Genomic DNA, 16,381 nt, shown 5'->3' on the forward strand with positions numbered 1-16,381 from the left:
CGATGCCCGCGCGTCGCGCCGAGCGCTCCGTCCTGCAACCGATCGGCAGAACGCCCGTTCTCCAGTTCTCCGGGAATCTACGACGTGTGCTGGTTGAACGTCTTCGGGCCCCACCTGGTAGAGAAGCTGGGGCGAGAGCGCATGCTGTCCACCCCGGCCCACCGGGTGGAGGAGCTCCCCAACGGCTCGGTGCTCCTGGTGACCTGGCCCACCGCCGCCGGCTTCACCCGCGAAGAGGCCCGCCAGGCCCAGGCCCGCGCCCTGCTCCACCTGCGCCCGGAGCTCGTCTACGACACCGTGCTGGGCTCGCTGCACGAGCGCAACGCCGCCCTCGTCCCCGTCGAGCCGCGCTTCCCTCCGGAGGTGGCCGACCTGTTCTCGCGCCTGGTGGCTCGGAGGAGCGTGGCCATGCGCCAGCGGCAGGTGGCCGAGCTCAATGCCCACCCGCCCCCTGAGCCCGAGGAGTGGCTGCCGGTACACGCCGCCTTGCCCTCGGACGTGCCGGACGTGAAGGCCACCCTGGAGCACTACTCGCTGCTGGCGGAGTACATGGTGGCCATGCGCCACACCGAAGTGCCCTCTCTCTTCAAGCTCAGCCCCGAGTCCCTCACCGACCTGGACTTCCACCTCTGGTGGGAGGACTTCCCCCGCATCTTCGAGCGCCAGCTCATCGACCAGCGCGCGGTGCCCAGCGTGGGCGCCTACCTGGGCGAGGTGCTGGTACGCCACCTGGATGGCCAGTGGATTCCTCGCAAGAAGCTGGAGGAAACTCAAGTGCGCGTAGGCTCACGGGTGTGGCTGCCATTTGTGCGCGCCTTCAAGTACCTGCGTTCGCGGCAGGCGTTGCTGGACTTCTCCCTCACCCAGCTCTACCGCGTCGCCGAGCGCCACCGGCGCTGACGCATGGCGCCGCGGCATGCGGCTCTGGCCAACCGTGTCCGTGAAGGCTGAACCGGGCCAGCCTGCCCATCAAGGGGCCTCTGAGAAACTGCTTGCTGTCGCGCCCTGAGCTGTGCCCGTGCCCGCTTGCTTGGTTCGGCTCGCTGGTGGCGGTAGGGTTCGACATTCCAAGGAGCGTGACTGCGCATGGCGGAGGGTGAGGTCCGGCAGTACTTCGTCCGCAACGAACAGGGCACCATCTGGGGTCCGCTGACGCTGTCGACCATTGAGCTGCTCATCGACAATGGCGTCATCCAGGGCCGGCTCCAGGTGTCCGAGGACGGGCTCCGCTTTGCCTTCCCGGGACGCTTCCCGCACATCCGCGATGCCTTCCCTCGCGAACAGTGGGGAGATGTCATTGCCCCCGGTGAGACCGTTCAGCTCACCCGGCCCGAGTTGCCCCCCGAAATGCTCGGGCCCAAAGCCGCCGCTCCGCCTGTGGCTCCGGCTCCGGCGGTCCCGGGTGCCACCCCCATGGCGGGCCCGGGAGCCATCGCCCAGGCCGCCGCGCCCAGACCCGCCCCCGGAGCAGCGCCTGCAGCCGGTCCAGGGGCCGTGGCGCGAGGCCCGGCGTCCATGACGGGAATGCCTGCCGTAGGCCAGCCCGGTGCACCCAGACCGGGGCCTGTTCCGGGCGCTCCCCCTGGCGCCCCCGGAGCCCGTCCCGCCGCGGCTCCCCCCGGTGCAACGCCTGGCAGTCCCTCGGGAACCTTCCGCCCTGTCGCTCCTGGGGCTGCTCCAGGAGCTGTTCCTGGCGCTGTTCCCGGAGTTGCTCCTGGGGCTCGTCCGGCCGCGGCACCTCCTGGCGCAACCCCCGCGAACCCCTCGGGAACCTTCCGCCCTGTCGCCCCCGGGGCCGCTCCAGGAGCCGCTCCAGGGGCCGCTCCAGGGGCCGCTCCAGGGGCCGCTCCAGGAGCTCGTCCCGGGCCCGCAGGGGCTCCCTCCGGGGGAAGTCCGCTCGCACCGCCCGCCCCCGCTGCGGCTCCCCAGGGTGCCGCGCAGAGACCGCAGCCGGCCGGGGCTCCCTCCGGGAACTTCGCCACGGTGGCCGCTCCCGCGAGCGCCGCGCCCGCCTCGGGTGCGGCGAGGCCTCCTTCGGTGGCCAGCCCCTCGGGTACCTTCGCCGCGGTGGCCGCGCCCCCGGCTCCTCCCGCGCAGGGCTCGCTCGCCCAGCTCTCCCCCGTGGCCCTCTATGGCCGGATCGCCGCGGGCAGCCTCACGGGACTGCTCACCCTGACCCTGAGCGACCGCGCCATCCAGATCCACTTCCGCAAGGGCAGCCCCGAGTTCATCGACTCGTCGCACCCCGAGGATGCTCTCGGCACGATGCTCACCCAGGCGCGGCTGCTCACCCCCGAGCAGTTCCAGCAGGCCGAGGCCGCTCGAGACCGCTTCGGAGGCGAGGTGGTCGCGGCCCTGTTCGGCCTGGGGCTGCTGCAGCCGGCCACCGCCTTCAACCACCTCTCCCAGCGCGCGGTCTCCATCCTCGTCAAGGGGCTGCGCGCGGAGTCCGGCACCTTCACCTACGAGGCCCGGGATCTCCCAGCCGCGAAGGCCATGCCGCTCGGCAGCAAGTGGGCGGTGCTGACCGATCAGGTCCGCCGCCTCCCCACGGCGGATCTCAAGCGGCGCCTGCAGGCCGTGCTGAACCTGCCCATCATGAAGTCCGAGGGCGTCGTCGCCACGAGTGACCTGCGCCTCACCCCTCAAGAGGTGCGCGTGCTCACCGTCGTCGACGGGGTGCGATCCCTCGCGCAACTGCTCACCGATTTCCCGCAGGACCATGAGCACATCCTGCGGCTCGCGTTCCTCCTGAAGGAGCTCGAGGCCGTCTCCTTCGCCGCCGTCGCCCAGCGAGCTCCCGAGCCGCCCAGGGCCGCCGCGCCCAACCCGGCTCCGGCTGCTGCCGCAGCTCCCAGGCCCGCAGCTCCCAACCCCGCTCCAGCCGCGGCGCCCAATCCCGCCGCACCCAACCCGGCTCCGGCTGCCGCCGCGCCCAGGCCTGCCGCGCCCAACCCCGCTCCCGCCGCTGCTGCCGCCAGGCCCGCCGCCCCCAACCCCGCTCCCGCCGCTGCCGCCGCGCCCAGACCCGCGGCTCCCAACCCGGCCCCAGCCGCCGCAGCCGCCAGGCCTGCCGCGCCCAACCCCGATCCCACCGCCGCAGCCGCCAGGCCCGCCGCTCCCAATCCGGCTCCGGCCGCCGCAGCACCCAAGCCCGCCTCAGCGGCCGCGGCTCCAGCCCCCGGAGCACCTGCCGCCAAACCCGCGGCTCCCGCCTCCCCAGCCTCGGGTACCCACCCGGCAGCCGCCCCCGCGAGCGGCTCCAGCGCGGATGAAATCCCCGTGCTCCGGCAGACCGCCGCGGCAATGAAGGCGCAGAACCACTTCGAGCGCCTGGGCCTCACCGAGCAATCGGACGCCGGCGCGGTGAAGGTCGCCTACTTCAAGGCGGCCAGGCAGTACCACCCGGACACGCTGCCGCCCGGCGCGCCTCCGGAGCTGGAGAAGCTCAAGGCCGAGATCTTCGGCTACATCGGCGACGCCTACCGGACGCTCACGGACGAGAACGCCCGCAAGGAGTACATCGAGCAGCTCAGCGCCGGAGAGGAGGGCAGCCAAGAGGTGGACGTGGTGGCCATCCTCCAGGCGGAGGAGCGCTTCAAGCGGGGCATCGTCTTCATGAAGGCGCGCAAGTACGCCGAGGCCGTGAAGATCTTCGACGAAGCCATCCAGCTCAACGGAGCGGAGGCCGAGTTCCAGGCCTGGCGAGGCTACGCCCGCTTCTGCGCCGCCACGGACAAGAAGGTCGCCCAGGCCGAGGCCTTCCGGGAAATCCACGGCGCCATCAAGAAGAACGAGCGCTGCGCCGCCGCCCACTACTTCCTGGGTGTCATCGCCAAGACGCTGGGTGACAACTCCGGCGCCCAGAAGCACTTCAAGCGGACCGTGGAGATTCAGCCAGACCACATCGAGGCGCAGCGAGAGATCCGCATTGCGACCCAGAAGAAGTAGGGTGCGCCCTCCCAGGGGCCGCCGGGAGGCGCCCCCACCACTCTAGAGGAGGAGATGTGCCGCTTACCGGGAAACAGCGCCGAGCCCTGCGCGCGATGGGCCACCACATGGAGCCCGTGGTCATCGTCGGCCAGTCCGGCGTGACCGAGGGTGTCCTGAGCGCCGTGACACAGGCGCTCAACGATCACGAGCTCATCAAGGTGAAGGTCAACGAGGGCCCCGAGGACCGCCACGAGGCCGCCGAGAAGATGGCCGAGGGCACCAGCTCGGAGCTCGTCCAGCTGCTGGGCCGCACCGCGCTGCTCTTCAAGAAGCGCGAGGAGGACTCGGAGTTCGACGACCTCTGAGGCCTCCGCCCCGGCTCCGGGGCGCTACCACGAGACGATGTAGCTGCAGCTCGTGGCGCCCTTGTTCCGGCAGGAGCTGGGAGTGTCGTGCTCGAGGATGGCGGTCGGCACGAAGCGCCGGGCCGTCGCCTCGAGGAAGCCCTCGTCGAACGCGCAGGGGTACGGGCTGTCACACCGCATGTAAATGCGCCGCTGCCCGGTGGTGTACTGGCAGTGGTAGTGGCCGATGCCCTCCAGCATCACGCCCGTCACCGCATCGAACATGACTCGCCCGTGCTGCCGGTGGTTCATGTGGAAGCTGACGTCCATGGAACCCATCGCCGTGGTGATATCCACCAGCGTGGGTGGGAACAGCGCATAGCGCGCCTTGGTCGCGCCCAGCTTGCGGACCATGCGCGAGCCCAGCTGCTGCTCCACTTCCTTGTACGTCTTCAGATAGCCATCGAGCGGGTACCAGCCTTCGGTGTCCACCCGGATGAACCCGTTCTTGTCAGGCCGGCCGACTCCGTTGGCCATCAACATCTGCCCGGCCAGCACCGTGAACTCCCCAAATGCCTCGAGCGCCGCGGGGATGACCCTCCCGGTGACCTCGATTCCCAGATGATTCGGCACGCTCATGCGCATGGATGCCCCCCCTGAAGGCGTCGACGCAACAGCGGTTGCTTCCGTTCTCTCTCTCCATTGCAGCACTTCAACGGTTTCTCGAACAGGTGGGATGAGGGCCCCGCCTCCGAGCGACACGGTGAAGACAGTTGGGTTGTGGTGAGGCTGCTCTTTTACGGGCTCAGTCCTTGGAAGTATCGCGGCTGAAGCCCGCGGCCTCGGAGGCGAGCTGGGCCGCACCACTGAGACGCTCCAGCAATACAGGCCCGTAGTACTGGCGTTTGGACTCGCCGGCGCCCTGGTTGACGAGCTCGGGAGTTTCCACGTAGCCCAGGTAGTCCGCGGCAAGGCCGAGCACCCGCGTGGCGCCGGTGCGCTGGGCCAGCAACAGCCCCGCGCCCGTGGTGGGCTCGCCGGGAAGGGTGATCAGCTCCACGGGTCCGAGCGTGAGCGCACTCACTTCGGCGGTGCGCGCGGCCGAGTTGCACAAGAAGTTGTCCCCCGCGGCCCGGGTGAGCGCGGGCACGAGCCGCGAGGCATCCGGCCGAGGCAGCGCCACCTCCGCGCGGGCCAGCGCGAGCCGTACCGGGTTCGGAGCGGCCGCGGGCGCCGTCTTGTCCGCCAGGCCCGACAGCGCCTGGGCGAAGCCCGAGGCACGCTCCACGCCCTGCCCTTCGTTGAAGGCAACGGAGGCATTGCCCACCGCACCCTGGAGGACGAGCACCACGCCGCCCTGGGCCTCGCGCAGCTCGCTGAGGCGTCCGGGGTAGTCGGGATCCACGTACTCCCGCTGCCGGGGAATCAGTGCGGGGTGCGCGGCGAAGACGAGCAGCTCCGCGACAGGGGCCGAGGCGCCTCGGAGGACGATCCGGGTGAGCTTGCCATCCGGTGTCTCCCCGCCGGAGCGAGAGAAGACAAAGCCGGGCTCGGCCGCCTCGCCCACCTCCAGCGACACATCGCCGAGCCGAGCCGCGGCCTGATGGAGGGCCTCACTGGCCGCGGAGACGATGACGCCCACGGAGTCCTCGCGGTAGCGCCCGGTGCCTCCGATCTCGGACACGAGCCGCGCGTCATAGCCGCCGAAGGACGAGTGCGTATGCGAGGCGAACACGAGGACGCCGTGGAGCCCCAGGTCCGAGGCTCGCGAGCGGATCTGCTCCACCATGGGAGCCGTGACGAACATCAACTCCAGGGAGACGATGCCCACGCGGGCCTCTCCGGCCTGCAGGACGACGGCGCGGGCATGGAGCGGCGGGTTGGCCTGAGAGGCCTCGGGGCGCGGAGGCGGGTACCCTGCGACGACGATGGGGAAGGGAGGCACCAGGTCCACCTTCGCGGCACCGGCCCGGAGCGGGCCTTCGGCCTTCACCTGACCGCGCAGCACGGGGGCGCTCTCGTCCCAGCGGCCACACCAGTTCCACGAAGCCAGCGCATAGGCCGCCCCCGCGGTGAGGAGTGCGAAAGGGAGCAGGGAGCGCCAGGAGCGCCGTCGCATCGCCATAAGGAATCCAGCCTAGCTGTTCATGCCAGAGGCATGGGGACTCGCTGTCGGGGAGTGGACTCCAGGCCATCTCCTGCCCGCCTGCCTGCTGAAAGCAGGCCCCTGCCCACACGGCCCGACCCTGGCGACGGGTGGAATACCAGGCAGAGGAGCACGGGTTCCAGTTCCGCTGAGCGCTTGAAAAGGGGATAAGGCGCCACCATGTGCGGCATCTTCGGAATCACCGGCCATCCTGAGGCTTCCAACCTGACCTACCTGGGGCTGCACGCGCTGCAGCACCGCGGGCAGGAGTCCGCCGGCATCGTCGCCGCGGACGGCAACCACCTGCGAACCTTCCGGGCCATGGGGCTGGTGGCGGACATCTTCACCGCGCCCGTCATCGAGAAGCTGCCGGGCACCTCGGCGATCGGCCACGTGCGCTACTCGACGGCGGGAGTGAGCCAGCTGAAGAACGCCCAGCCGCTGTCCGTGGAGTACGCGGGCGGGCATCTGGCCATCGCGCACAACGGCAACCTGGTGAACGCCCGGGAGCTGCGCTCCTCGCTCGAGGCGGATGGAGCCATCTTCCAGTCGGACTCGGACACCGAGGTCATCATCCACTTCATCGCCCGCTCGCGGCAGCCCACCTTCGAGAAGAAGGTCATCGAGGCGCTGAGCAAGGTGAAGGGCGCCTACAGCCTGCTCTTCCTCACGCAGAACCAGATGGTGGCGGTGAGGGACCCCTACGGGTTCCGGCCGCTGGTGCTGGGACGGCTGCGCAACAGCTACGTGCTGGCCAGCGAGACGACGGCGCTGGACTTGATCGAGGCGGAGTACATCCGCGAGCTCGAGGCCGGCGAGATGGTGGTCATCGACGCGCAGGGCATGCGGACGATGCAGCCCTTCGCGCCGTCGCGGCTGGGCCGCTGCATCTTCGAGCACGTGTACTTCGCCAAGCCGGACTCGGTGCTGTTCGGCACCAGCGTGTACGAGTCGCGCAAGGAGCTGGGGCGGCAACTGGCCCGCGAGCAGCCCGCGCCGGGAGCGGACCTGGTGATCGCCGTGCCGGACTCGGGAGTGCCGGCGGCGATCGGCTTCTCGCAGGTGAGCGGGATTCCGTATGACGTGGGGCTCATCCGCAGCCACTACGTGGGGCGCACGTTCATCGAGCCGCAGCAGTCCATCCGGCACTTCGGGGTGAAGCTGAAGCTGTCGGCGGTGCGGCAGGTGCTCAAGGGCAAGCGGGTGGTGGTGGTGGACGACTCCATCGTCCGCGGCACCACGAGCCGGAAGATCGTCAAGATGCTGAAGGCGGCCGGCGCGGTGGAGGTGCACCTGCGCATCTCGTCTCCTCCGACGAGCTGGCCCTGCTACTACGGCATCGACACGCCGAGCCGGCAGGAGCTGATCGCCTCCAGCCACACGACGGATGAGATTGCCCGCTACGTGACGGCGGACTCGTTGGGCTACCTCTCGCTGGAGGGCCTGGGCAAGGCGCTGGGAGACCCGGAGCGCAGCACCTTCTGCACGGCGTGCTTCTCGGGGAAGTACCTGGCGGGCGAGCTGAGCCCGGAGGCCACGGCCCTGAGCGCCAAGGCCCACCACTCGGCGGAGACGGCCATGGCCGAAGCGGAGGCATCCGACTCCGCGGTGGCCACGGGCCCAGCGCTCATCCCGTCCCGGCCGATCAGCGCATGAGGCGCCCGCCGCCTCGCTGGTATGCGCCCCTCCTCTGCCCGGCCTGAGCTCCTCCACGCGGAGCGGCAGTTCGCCCGCTCCGTGTTGGGAGGGCTCGTGTTGCTCGGGCTGGTGGCGGTGGCTGGGCCCCTGCTCTCGTACCGCAGTGACGTGGCGGAGGTGCGCTCGTGGAACCAGCACCGCGTCGTGCATGAAGCGCGCGTGTACGCGGACGCGCTCGGCCTCCACCTCCAATCCCTGGAGACGGAGCTGCGGCGGGTGACGAAGGATCTGGGGCCTCGCCTCGAAGTCGAAGCCCTGGCCGCCGAGGACATGCTGGACCTCACCACCCCGCAGGGGCTGTTCCACACCGGCGCGGTGCTCCTGGATGAGCGGGGGCAGGTGCGCTGGAGCGATCCGCCGCGCTCCACGCCCGCCGAGTCCTTCCGGGAGCGCCCCTGGTTCCAGCACGTGCTCACCAAGCGCGAGCCGGTGGTGGATGCGCTGGAGCCGGGAGCCTCCAGCTTCGTGGTGGCTGTGCCCGTAGAGCGGCGGGGGCACCTGGTGGGCGTGCTGGCGGGGCTGCTCAATGCCTCGTCGGCGCTGCCGGGCGGCCGGCCCGTGGGCGAGCACCTGGAGCTGCTGGTGCTCAACCGGGCAGGGGACGTGTTCCTCCCAGAGACTCCGCCGACCTGGACGAGCACGCCGGACTTCCCCCGCACCGTGCGCGAGCTGCTCGCGGATGGCAGCATGCCGCTGACGGTCTCGGGACGCGAGGTGTACGCGTCGGCCACGCCGGTGCCGGGCACGGAGCTGGTGCTGGTGCTCGCGGCGGACGAGAGCACCTTCCTCGCCTCCATCCACTCGCGCTTCCTCATGCAGCTGTTCGTCATCGCCCTGTTGCAGGTGGGCACGCTGGTGCTGTTCGCCTTCCACTGGCGGCGCGTCTACGGCCTCTTCCTGGACATGGAGGAGCGCACCGCGAGGCAGGAGAAGATGGCGGCGCTCGGAGGAGCGGCGAGCCTCATCGCCCACGAGGTGAAGAACTCTCTCAACGGGCTGAAGGCGGCCACGGGCCTTCTGTCCGGCCAGGGCGAGCAGGCCCTGGTGGTTCGCACCCTCTCCGGACAGATCGACCGGCTGGCGCACCTGGCGACCTCGCTGCTGCACTTCGGCCGCCCCCCTCTGCCCCAGCGCACCCCGACAGATCTGGCCCGGCTGGCGCGCGAGGTGGTGGAGGGGCTGCGCACGCTGCCGGAGGCGGAAGAGGTTCGCGTGGAGGTGGAGGCACCGGAGAGCCTGCTGCTCACCTGCGACCCGCTGCTGCTCACCACGGCGTTGGACAACCTGGTGCGCAACGCCATGGAGGCCACGGTAGCCGCCAAGGATCTGGGCCAACAGAGCCAACCCACCGTGCACGTGCGGGTGCGCGAGGTGGAGGGCTCCGCGGTGGTGGAGGTGGAGGACAACGCGGGCGGACCGGCGGCGAAGCTGGAGGGGCGCCTGTTCGAGCCCTTCGTCACCTCCAAACCCAAGGGGATTGGCCTGGGGTTGGCGATGACGCGCCAGGCGGTGGAGCAACAAGGCGGTAGTCTTACCTTCGAACGAACCCCCGAAGGCAGCCGCTTCCGGGTGCGTCTGCCCTTGCAGGAGCCGAACCCATGAGCCTGTCGGCCCTCTTCGTCGATGATGACCGAGCCTTCTCCTCCGTCGCCGCGGCGGGACTGCAGCGCGAGGGCTTCACCGTGACGCTGGCGCGCTCACTGCACGAGGCCCGTGGAGCGCTGGCACGAAGCACGCCAGAGCTGGTGGTGCTGGACCGGAGGCTGCCGGATGGAGATGGGCTGTCCTTCCTCCAGGAGGTGAAGGCCCAGGCGCCGGGCGCGGCGGTGGTGATGGTGACGGCGCACGGGGATATCGCCAGCGCGGTGGACGCCGTGCGAGCGGGAGCGGCGGACTATCTGGCGAAGCCGGTGGAGCTGGCGGACCTGGTGCTGCGCGCGCGCAGAGCGGTGGACGCGGGCCGGCTGAAGGATCGGCTGGAGGCGGCCGAGGCGGAGCTGTCCGGCCGCCGGCGGCTGGTTTCACCGGTGTCCGAGCGCATGAAGCGGGTGCTCTCCATGCTGGAGCGCATCGCTGGCTCGCCACGCAGCCCGGTGTTGTTGCTGGGAGAGACGGGCGTGGGCAAGGAGCAGCTCGCGCGGCACCTGCATGGCCTGTCCTCGAAGGGAGAGGGCGCGCCCTTCATCCACATCAACTGCGCGGCGTTGCCGGAGCAGACGGTGGAGAGCGAGCTGTTCGGCCACGAGCGGGGCGCCTTCACGGATGCGCGCGCCGCGCGCCGGGGACTGGTGGAGGTGGCTCACGGGGGCACGCTCTTCCTGGACGAGGTGGGCGAGTTGCCGCTGGGGCTCCAGGCCAAGCTGCTGACGTTCCTGGATTCAGGGCGCTTCCGCAGACTGGGTGGGACGACGGAGCAGACGAGCCAGGCGCGCATCGTGGCCGCGACCAACCGGGATCTCGAGGCGCAGATGCGAGAGGGGACCTTCCGGGAGGATCTCTGGTTCCGGCTGAGCGTGTTCCGCATCGACGTGCCGCCGCTGCGCGAGCGGCGCGAGGACATCCTCCCGCTGGCCGAGGGCCTGCTGGCCGAGCTGAGCCGGGAGCTGGGCCGCAAGGAGGTGCACCTGGGAGCACAGGCGCGGGTGCGGCTCTCGCATTACCGCTTCCCAGGCAACGTGCGGGAGCTGCGCAACATCCTGGAGCGAGCGCTCGTGCTGGAGCCCGGCCCGGAGCTGGAGTTGGAGGTGCTGGGCAATGGCTCCGTGTCCTCCTCTGCCCCAGCAGCGGCGAGCCCTGACTCCTTCGTGGTGAGCGGAGAACCCCTTCCCATGGAGGAGTTGGAGCGCGCGTATGCGCGCTGGGTGCTGGAGCGGATGGGAGGCCGGCGCATGGATGCAGCCAAGGCGCTGGGCCTGTCCTACCCCACCTTCCTCAAGCGCATCGGCACCGCCGAGGAGCCTTAAGCCTCCTCCATCGGCACCTCCAACTGGAAAAGAGCCCCCTGACCGGGACCCTCGGAGCGGGCGATGAGCGTGCCTCCCATCTCCTGAGCGGCGAGCGCGCACGAGTGCAACCCGATGCCGTGCCCGTCCTTTCGCGTCGTGAACCCGAAGTGGAAGAGCTTGTTCAGGTTCTCCGTGGCGATGCCGATCCCGTTGTCCTCCACCTCGATCCGCCAGCGGCCGGGGCCGCCCCAGCCCAGGTGAACGATCATCCGCCTCCCCGTCTCTCGCCCCTCCACCAGGGCCCGCTGCGCGTTGGAGATGAGGTTCACCAGGATCTGCAACACCTTGTGCTTCTCCACCCGCACCTCGGGCAGCTTGTCGAAGCGCCGCACCACATCCACCGCGTGCCGCTGCAACGCCCCATGGTTGATCCGCAGCGCCAGCTCGATGATCTCGGTGAGCGGGAGCTGCTCCACCAGCCGCTGCCGGCTGGCAAAGGCATTCTGCGTGGCGATGACCTGCTTGATGTGCTCCACGTGCTCGATCATCTCGTGCTGCTGGGCAATGAGCCGCTCCCGCTCCCGCTCCAGCTCCCGGCCGAGCCGTCCAAGGAACTCGGGCACCATCTTGCCCCGCGGATCATCCCGGAGCCACCCGGGCTCATCGCGGTGCTGCTCGATGAGCTCGCCCGTACGCGCGATCCGGTTGAGCGCCAGATGCTTGAGCGCCTCGGCGGACAGGTTGGCGTTGATGTTCAAGCTGTTGAGGACGTTGCCCACGTTGTGCAGCACGCTGGCGGAGACCTCGGCCCGGCCCGCCAGGTGGGCAGCTTCCACCAGCTGCCGCTGCGTGGCCTCCAGCTCCTGGCTCCGAGCACGCACTCGCGCCTCCAGCTCGACATTGAGCCGCTCCCGCTTGCGCAGCTCGTCCCGGAAGGCGAAGCCCAGGAGGAGAAAGCTCGCCAGCAGGATGGCCCCCGTGGCCGTGACGATCAGCACCGCCATCCGCGCCGCCCGATCGCTCAGCTCGGCGCGCAGGCCGCGATAGTGCATCAGCTCTCCGGACACCACGTTGCTGATGTCCTCCTTCATGAACCGGGTCGTCCGCTCCAGCGCGGCCTTCTCGATGACAGCCTCGGGGATGCGGTTCGTCAGGGCGAGATGGAAGATGTGTTGGCTCTGCTCCCCGCAGGTGATCGCCATCCGCCGGAGCGACTCCAGACGGTGGCCCACCTCCGGTGCCTGGGCTTCCTCGCCCAGGATCTCGATCTGCGCCTGGATCGCCGACACCGAACGCATCATCTTGTCCCGGCTCGCCTCGTCCCGAGCCACGATGGCGTCGGAGACATGGTGGAGCAGCCGATCCGACTCTTCGCTGGCCTCGTTGGCCGAGAGCACCTCTCGCACGATCAGATCCAGCCGGGTCATGGCCCGGCGCAGACTGAGGAACGAATAGAGGGCCACCCCGCCCAGCATGAGCAGCAGGGCCATTGAGGTCAGCAGGGCTGCATACCGGGAAGTCCTCATGGAGTGTATCGGCGCTGGATAGCCCGTCCCTCGGGTGGGCGCCAGGGTGTCTCAGCGCAGCTCGCGTCCCCAGAGCTCCTGCGCCATGGCGGCGGCATTCTCCTGGGTGACGATCTTGAACGGGGCATCAACGGAGGGAACAAGCGGCTCGCCGTGAAGGATCCGCAGCGCGGCCTCCGCGGCCAGGCGGCCATGCTCGCTCGGATACTGCGCGAGCGTTGCCGCGATCCAACCCTCCTGGATGAGCTTCAGCACCTCGAAGTCGGCGTCGATCCCCGTGATGACGATGTCCTTGCGATCCCTGGCGCGAATAGCAGACGCGGCGCCGATGAGCGCAGTGCCGAAGGGCGCGTAGATGCCCTTGAGATCCGGGTGCTCGCGAAGCACCTCCTCGACGGCCGCCATGCAGCCCTCCTTGCTGATGCTCCGCTTGGTCGCGACGATCTCCAGTCCGGTGTCGCGGATGGCGTCGCGAAAGCCCTCATGGCGCAGGTTCAACCGGGTGAGATCCGTCGGCGTGTTGAGCACCATCACCTTTCCCGTGCCACCGAGCTTCTTCGCCAGGATCGTCCCGGCGTCGAAGCCATTGTCACGATCGCGCCCCAGGATGGTGGTGGTGACACGCGAGCCGGGCATCGCGGTGACGGCGATGATGGGGATGCCCTGGTCCGCGGCCTTGTTGGTCTCCTGGGTGATGAGCTGATCATCGGTGGGGACGATCACCAGCGCATCGACACGCCGGGCAATGTGCCGCTCGATGTCCTCCCGCTGCTGCTGTCCGCTGTGCTGGGCATCCGTGATGACGTAGTCGACCTTGGCGGCGCCGAGCGTGTCCTTGAAGGCCTGGCTCATGAAGCGGCCGTAGTCATCCGTCGTCATATGGAGCGACAGGCCGATCAACAGGCGGCGTTTCTCCGCGGGGGCCGAGCCCTGGGCTGGCTGTGTACCCTCCCGGTGGACGAGCATCATCCCCACCGCCGCCCCTGCGATCAGCAGCGTGATCACCGCTGCCAGCAGAACCTTGAAGCGCGTGCTCATGTGGCCGCCTTCCGATGATGAGCCTCCCCAACGGGGCCTCTCCAAGTCTAATGGAAGATCCCGAGTGCGTTGATCTTCCCCTTCGACCCGGTGAAAGCCTTTTGAAGTGCCCGCGCTTGATACAAGGAATTTGAAGCCTGCGTGGGACCTAACTCCTCGGAACTGCTGAGACGCGACGCGGCATGAGGCTTGCGAAGGGACTCCGGTCATCCCACCGGGAGCTCTCTTCGTGCGACTTCGACCATTCCTTGTCTCCATCGCGCTCCTCGGCGCCACCGCCGCGGGGGCCGAGTCGTCCGCCACCCTCCCCCTCTCCTCGCTTCCGGACCCGGAGCACCTGTCCGCGCTGCTGTGGGAGCACTCGCCGGACCTCGCCGTGGCGCGAGCCCGTGTGGCTGCTGCCCAGGCAGACGTGACTCGCGCGCACCTGCTGCCAAACCCGGAGGCAGACCTCTCGTGGAACACATTGCCGATAGGCCCCACCAACCCGCCGGGCCTGTCCCGACTGAAGGACGTGCCCAACTACAACGTGGGGCTCTCGGAGCTCATCGAGCTCGGCAAGCGAGGGCCCCGGCAGAATGCCGCACGGGCGGCGCTGACCGCGACGGCCCTGGACACCCTGGCCGCGCTGCGCTCACGCACCTATGAGGTGCTGGACCGGGCGGCGGAGGTGGCCGCGACCGAGGTACGACTGGCCGAGTTGGAGGCGCTCGCCGCGGATGCCGCGAAGCTGAGCGGGCTCCAGCGGGCCCGGCAAAAGCACGGAGACACCGCCGGCCTGGACGTGGACCGGGCGATGCTGGAGGAGGAACAGCTCCAGACGTCGCTCGGAGAGGAGCGGGCCCATCTATCCGACGCGCTGCTCTCCTGTACGCGGGCAGCGGGGCTGACGTGCGAATCTTTTGGCGGCCGGGACACGGCGGCGGCGTTCCTCTCTGCGCGCCTGTCCCGTGCTCCCGCTCCCGCCGACCTCGACGCCCGTCCGGACCTGCGCTCGCTCACGGCGCAGGAGCAGAGCGCCCGCGCCTCGCTCACGCTCGCCCGCCGCCGCTGGCTGCCGGATCCGACGGTGCGAGCAGGCTACGTGCGCGACCAGTTCCTCATCTCGGGCAACCAGCGCGACTCGCTCTTCGTCGGCCTGTCCGTACCGCTGACCTTCTTCGATCATGGCCAGGCGGACGCCGCGGCGGCGAGCGCGTCGTTGGAGTCCGCGCGGCAGAGCCGCGAACTGCTGCGCGCCCAGGCCGAGCGCGACGTGGTCTCGCTCACCGCCCAACTTCAGGCCGTGCAGGAACGGCGCGCCCGGCTGCGAGACCAGACGCTTCCGCTCGCCGAGGGTGTGGTGAAACGACTGGATGCGGCGGTGCGGGCGGGCGGAGCCGCGCTGCAGGATCTGTTGCTGGCCCGGCGCAGCTACGGCGAGCTGTTGCTGCGAGCCGCCGACCTGGACCTCACGGCCTTCCACCTGACCGTGGAGCTGGACCGCGCGCGCGCCGCGGGTCCGTCCGCTCCCTCCTCGCTGCGCGACGCCATCTCAGCCCCCTCACAGGAGAACCCATCATGACCTCTACCCCCGAGACGCCTCTCCCTGCTGCCGTACCCTCTTCGCGCCGTGTGCCCTTGTGGATTGCCTTCGCGGGCGGCGCCTGCATCGTGGCCGCACTCGCGCTGCTGGCATTCGCGCCCCCTGCTCCCGCGGAGGCGGGGCTCTCCCACCCCGTGGTCTCCGTGAAGGGCGAATCCGTGGTCATCCCGGACGGGGCTCCGCAGTGGCAGTACGTGGAGTTGGCGGTGGCAGAGGAGGCTCCCGCCCTGGCGCCCCTGGCAGCTCCGGGCCGGGTGGACTTCGACGAGAGCCGCACGGCCTCCGTGGGCGCGCCACTGGCCGGACGGGTGGAGCAGATGCGCGTACGCTTGGGCGACCGGGTGAAGGCGGGCGACCGGCTCTTCTCCGTGCGCTCGGGAGCCTTCGCGGACCTGGACCGCGAGCTGCACAGCGCGGAGGCGGAGCTGACGGAGAAGCAGCGCAACGCCGAGCGGTTGAAGGAGCTGGTGGCGCTGCGAGCCGCGCCGGAGAAGGACCTGCTGGCGGCACAGACGGAGCAGCGCCAGGCCGAGCTGGCCCTGGAGGCCGCGCGCGCGCGGCAGGCCAGCCTCAAGGTTTCCGGTGAGGGCAAGAACCTCTATTGGGTGACGGCGCCGCGAACGGGCACGGTGGTGGACCTGGATGTGGTGGCCAGCCAGGAGGTGACGCCGGATCGGGACAAGCCGCTGCTGCGCCTGTCGGACCTGGACGAGGTGCTCGTCGTCGCGGACCTTCAGGAAGCGGACGCGGCGGATCTGCGCGAGGGCCAGTCCGTCTCCGTGCGCACGCAGAACGGCGGCGCGGTGCGTCCGGGAAATGTGGAGCGGATCTCGGAGGTGGTGGACCCGCAGCGGCGCACGGTGGAGGTGCGCGTCCGGGTGGCCAACACGGACCGGGTGCTGCACCCCAACGCCTTCGTCGAGGTGACGCCCGAGCCCCCGTCCGGAGTGGCACGGGTGCGAGTGCCGGTCTCAGCGGTGGTGACGGACGGAGCGCGCTCGGTGGTCTTCGTGGCTCGGGAATCCTCTCGCCTGGAGCGTGTGGCGGTAGTCCCGGGGCGGCAGCGGGACGGACAGGTGGAGCTGCGCGAAGGCCTGAGCGCGGGGCAGCGCTTCGTCGCTCGAGGCGCGCTGCTGCTGGAGAACCAGATCGAGCTGGCGGACTAG

Annotated in this window: 12 protein-coding genes; 8 read left to right on the forward strand and 4 right to left on the reverse strand. The window is 70.0% G+C overall.

What is annotated here, in order from left to right:
* Positions 1–84 precede the first annotated feature (84 nt).
* The 3 genes from KY501_RS04500 (at position 85) to yhbY (ending at position 4,298) form a co-directional block, all read left to right on the forward strand.
* A complete protein-coding gene (locus KY501_RS04500; RefSeq protein ID WP_373691552.1) occupies positions 85–900 on the forward strand; it encodes a hypothetical protein in 816 nt (271 codons plus the stop codon).
* Between the two features lie 186 nt (positions 901–1,086).
* Positions 1,087–3,951 carry a DnaJ domain-containing protein gene (locus KY501_RS04505; protein ID WP_224361266.1) on the forward strand — a complete coding sequence of 955 codons (2,865 nt, stop codon included), beginning with the start codon at positions 1,087–1,089 and terminating at the stop codon, positions 3,949–3,951.
* A 56-nt stretch (positions 3,952–4,007) separates the two neighbouring features.
* The gene (gene yhbY / locus KY501_RS04510) at positions 4,008–4,298 is read left to right on the forward strand and encodes a ribosome assembly RNA-binding protein YhbY (protein WP_224361267.1); all 291 of its coding nucleotides are present in this window, start codon (positions 4,008–4,010) and stop codon (positions 4,296–4,298) included.
* A 24-nt stretch (positions 4,299–4,322) separates the two neighbouring features.
* On the opposite strand, the gene KY501_RS04515 is transcribed toward yhbY, so the two are convergent.
* Positions 4,323–4,922: a hypothetical protein gene (locus tag KY501_RS04515; protein WP_224361268.1), complete on the reverse strand. Its 600-nt coding sequence runs from the start codon at positions 4,920–4,922 to the stop codon at positions 4,323–4,325.
* Between the two features lie 160 nt (positions 4,923–5,082).
* A complete protein-coding gene (locus tag KY501_RS04520; RefSeq protein WP_224361269.1) occupies positions 5,083–6,402 on the reverse strand; it encodes a hypothetical protein in 1,320 nt (439 codons plus the stop codon).
* Positions 6,403–6,603: 201 nt separating this feature from the next.
* On the opposite strand from KY501_RS04520, the gene purF reads away from it, so the two are divergent.
* From purF to KY501_RS04535, 3 genes are read left to right on the forward strand one after another with little or no spacing between them, the layout of a single operon-like run.
* Positions 6,604–8,079, forward strand: a complete 1,476-nt coding sequence (gene purF / locus KY501_RS04525; protein WP_224361270.1) for an amidophosphoribosyltransferase — start codon at positions 6,604–6,606, stop codon at positions 8,077–8,079.
* 21 nt (positions 8,080–8,100) lie between these two features.
* Positions 8,101–9,723, forward strand: a complete 1,623-nt coding sequence (locus tag KY501_RS04530; RefSeq protein WP_224361271.1) for a sensor histidine kinase — start codon at positions 8,101–8,103, stop codon at positions 9,721–9,723.
* Positions 9,720–11,084 carry a sigma-54-dependent transcriptional regulator gene (locus KY501_RS04535; RefSeq protein WP_224361272.1) on the forward strand — a complete coding sequence of 455 codons (1,365 nt, stop codon included), beginning with the start codon at positions 9,720–9,722 and terminating at the stop codon, positions 11,082–11,084. The genes KY501_RS04530 and KY501_RS04535 overlap by 4 nt, the downstream gene beginning before the upstream one ends.
* Here KY501_RS04535 and KY501_RS04540 read toward each other — a convergent pair.
* Together KY501_RS04540 and KY501_RS04545 are read right to left on the reverse strand one after the other, a co-directional pair.
* A complete protein-coding gene (locus KY501_RS04540; protein WP_224361273.1) occupies positions 11,081–12,592 on the reverse strand; it encodes a sensor histidine kinase in 1,512 nt (503 codons plus the stop codon). The two genes, KY501_RS04535 and KY501_RS04540, sit on opposite strands and share 4 nt — an antisense overlap.
* 51 nt (positions 12,593–12,643) lie before the next feature.
* Positions 12,644–13,630: a sugar ABC transporter substrate-binding protein gene (locus KY501_RS04545; RefSeq protein WP_224361274.1), complete on the reverse strand. Its 987-nt coding sequence runs from the start codon at positions 13,628–13,630 to the stop codon at positions 12,644–12,646.
* A 229-nt stretch (positions 13,631–13,859) separates the two neighbouring features.
* Here KY501_RS04545 and KY501_RS04550 point away from each other — a divergent pair, with 229 nt between their 5' ends.
* Both KY501_RS04550 and KY501_RS04555 read left to right on the forward strand, forming a co-directional pair.
* On the forward strand, positions 13,860–15,194 hold the full coding sequence (locus tag KY501_RS04550; RefSeq protein ID WP_224361275.1) for a TolC family protein: 1,335 nt from the start codon (positions 13,860–13,862) through the stop codon (positions 15,192–15,194).
* Positions 15,191–16,381, forward strand: a complete 1,191-nt coding sequence (locus KY501_RS04555; protein WP_224361276.1) for an efflux RND transporter periplasmic adaptor subunit — start codon at positions 15,191–15,193, stop codon at positions 16,379–16,381. The genes KY501_RS04550 and KY501_RS04555 overlap by 4 nt, the downstream gene beginning before the upstream one ends.

The organism is Hyalangium versicolor (genome assembly GCF_020103695.1).
In the GTDB taxonomy this organism is placed as follows: domain Bacteria; phylum Myxococcota; class Myxococcia; order Myxococcales; family Myxococcaceae; genus Hyalangium; species Hyalangium versicolor.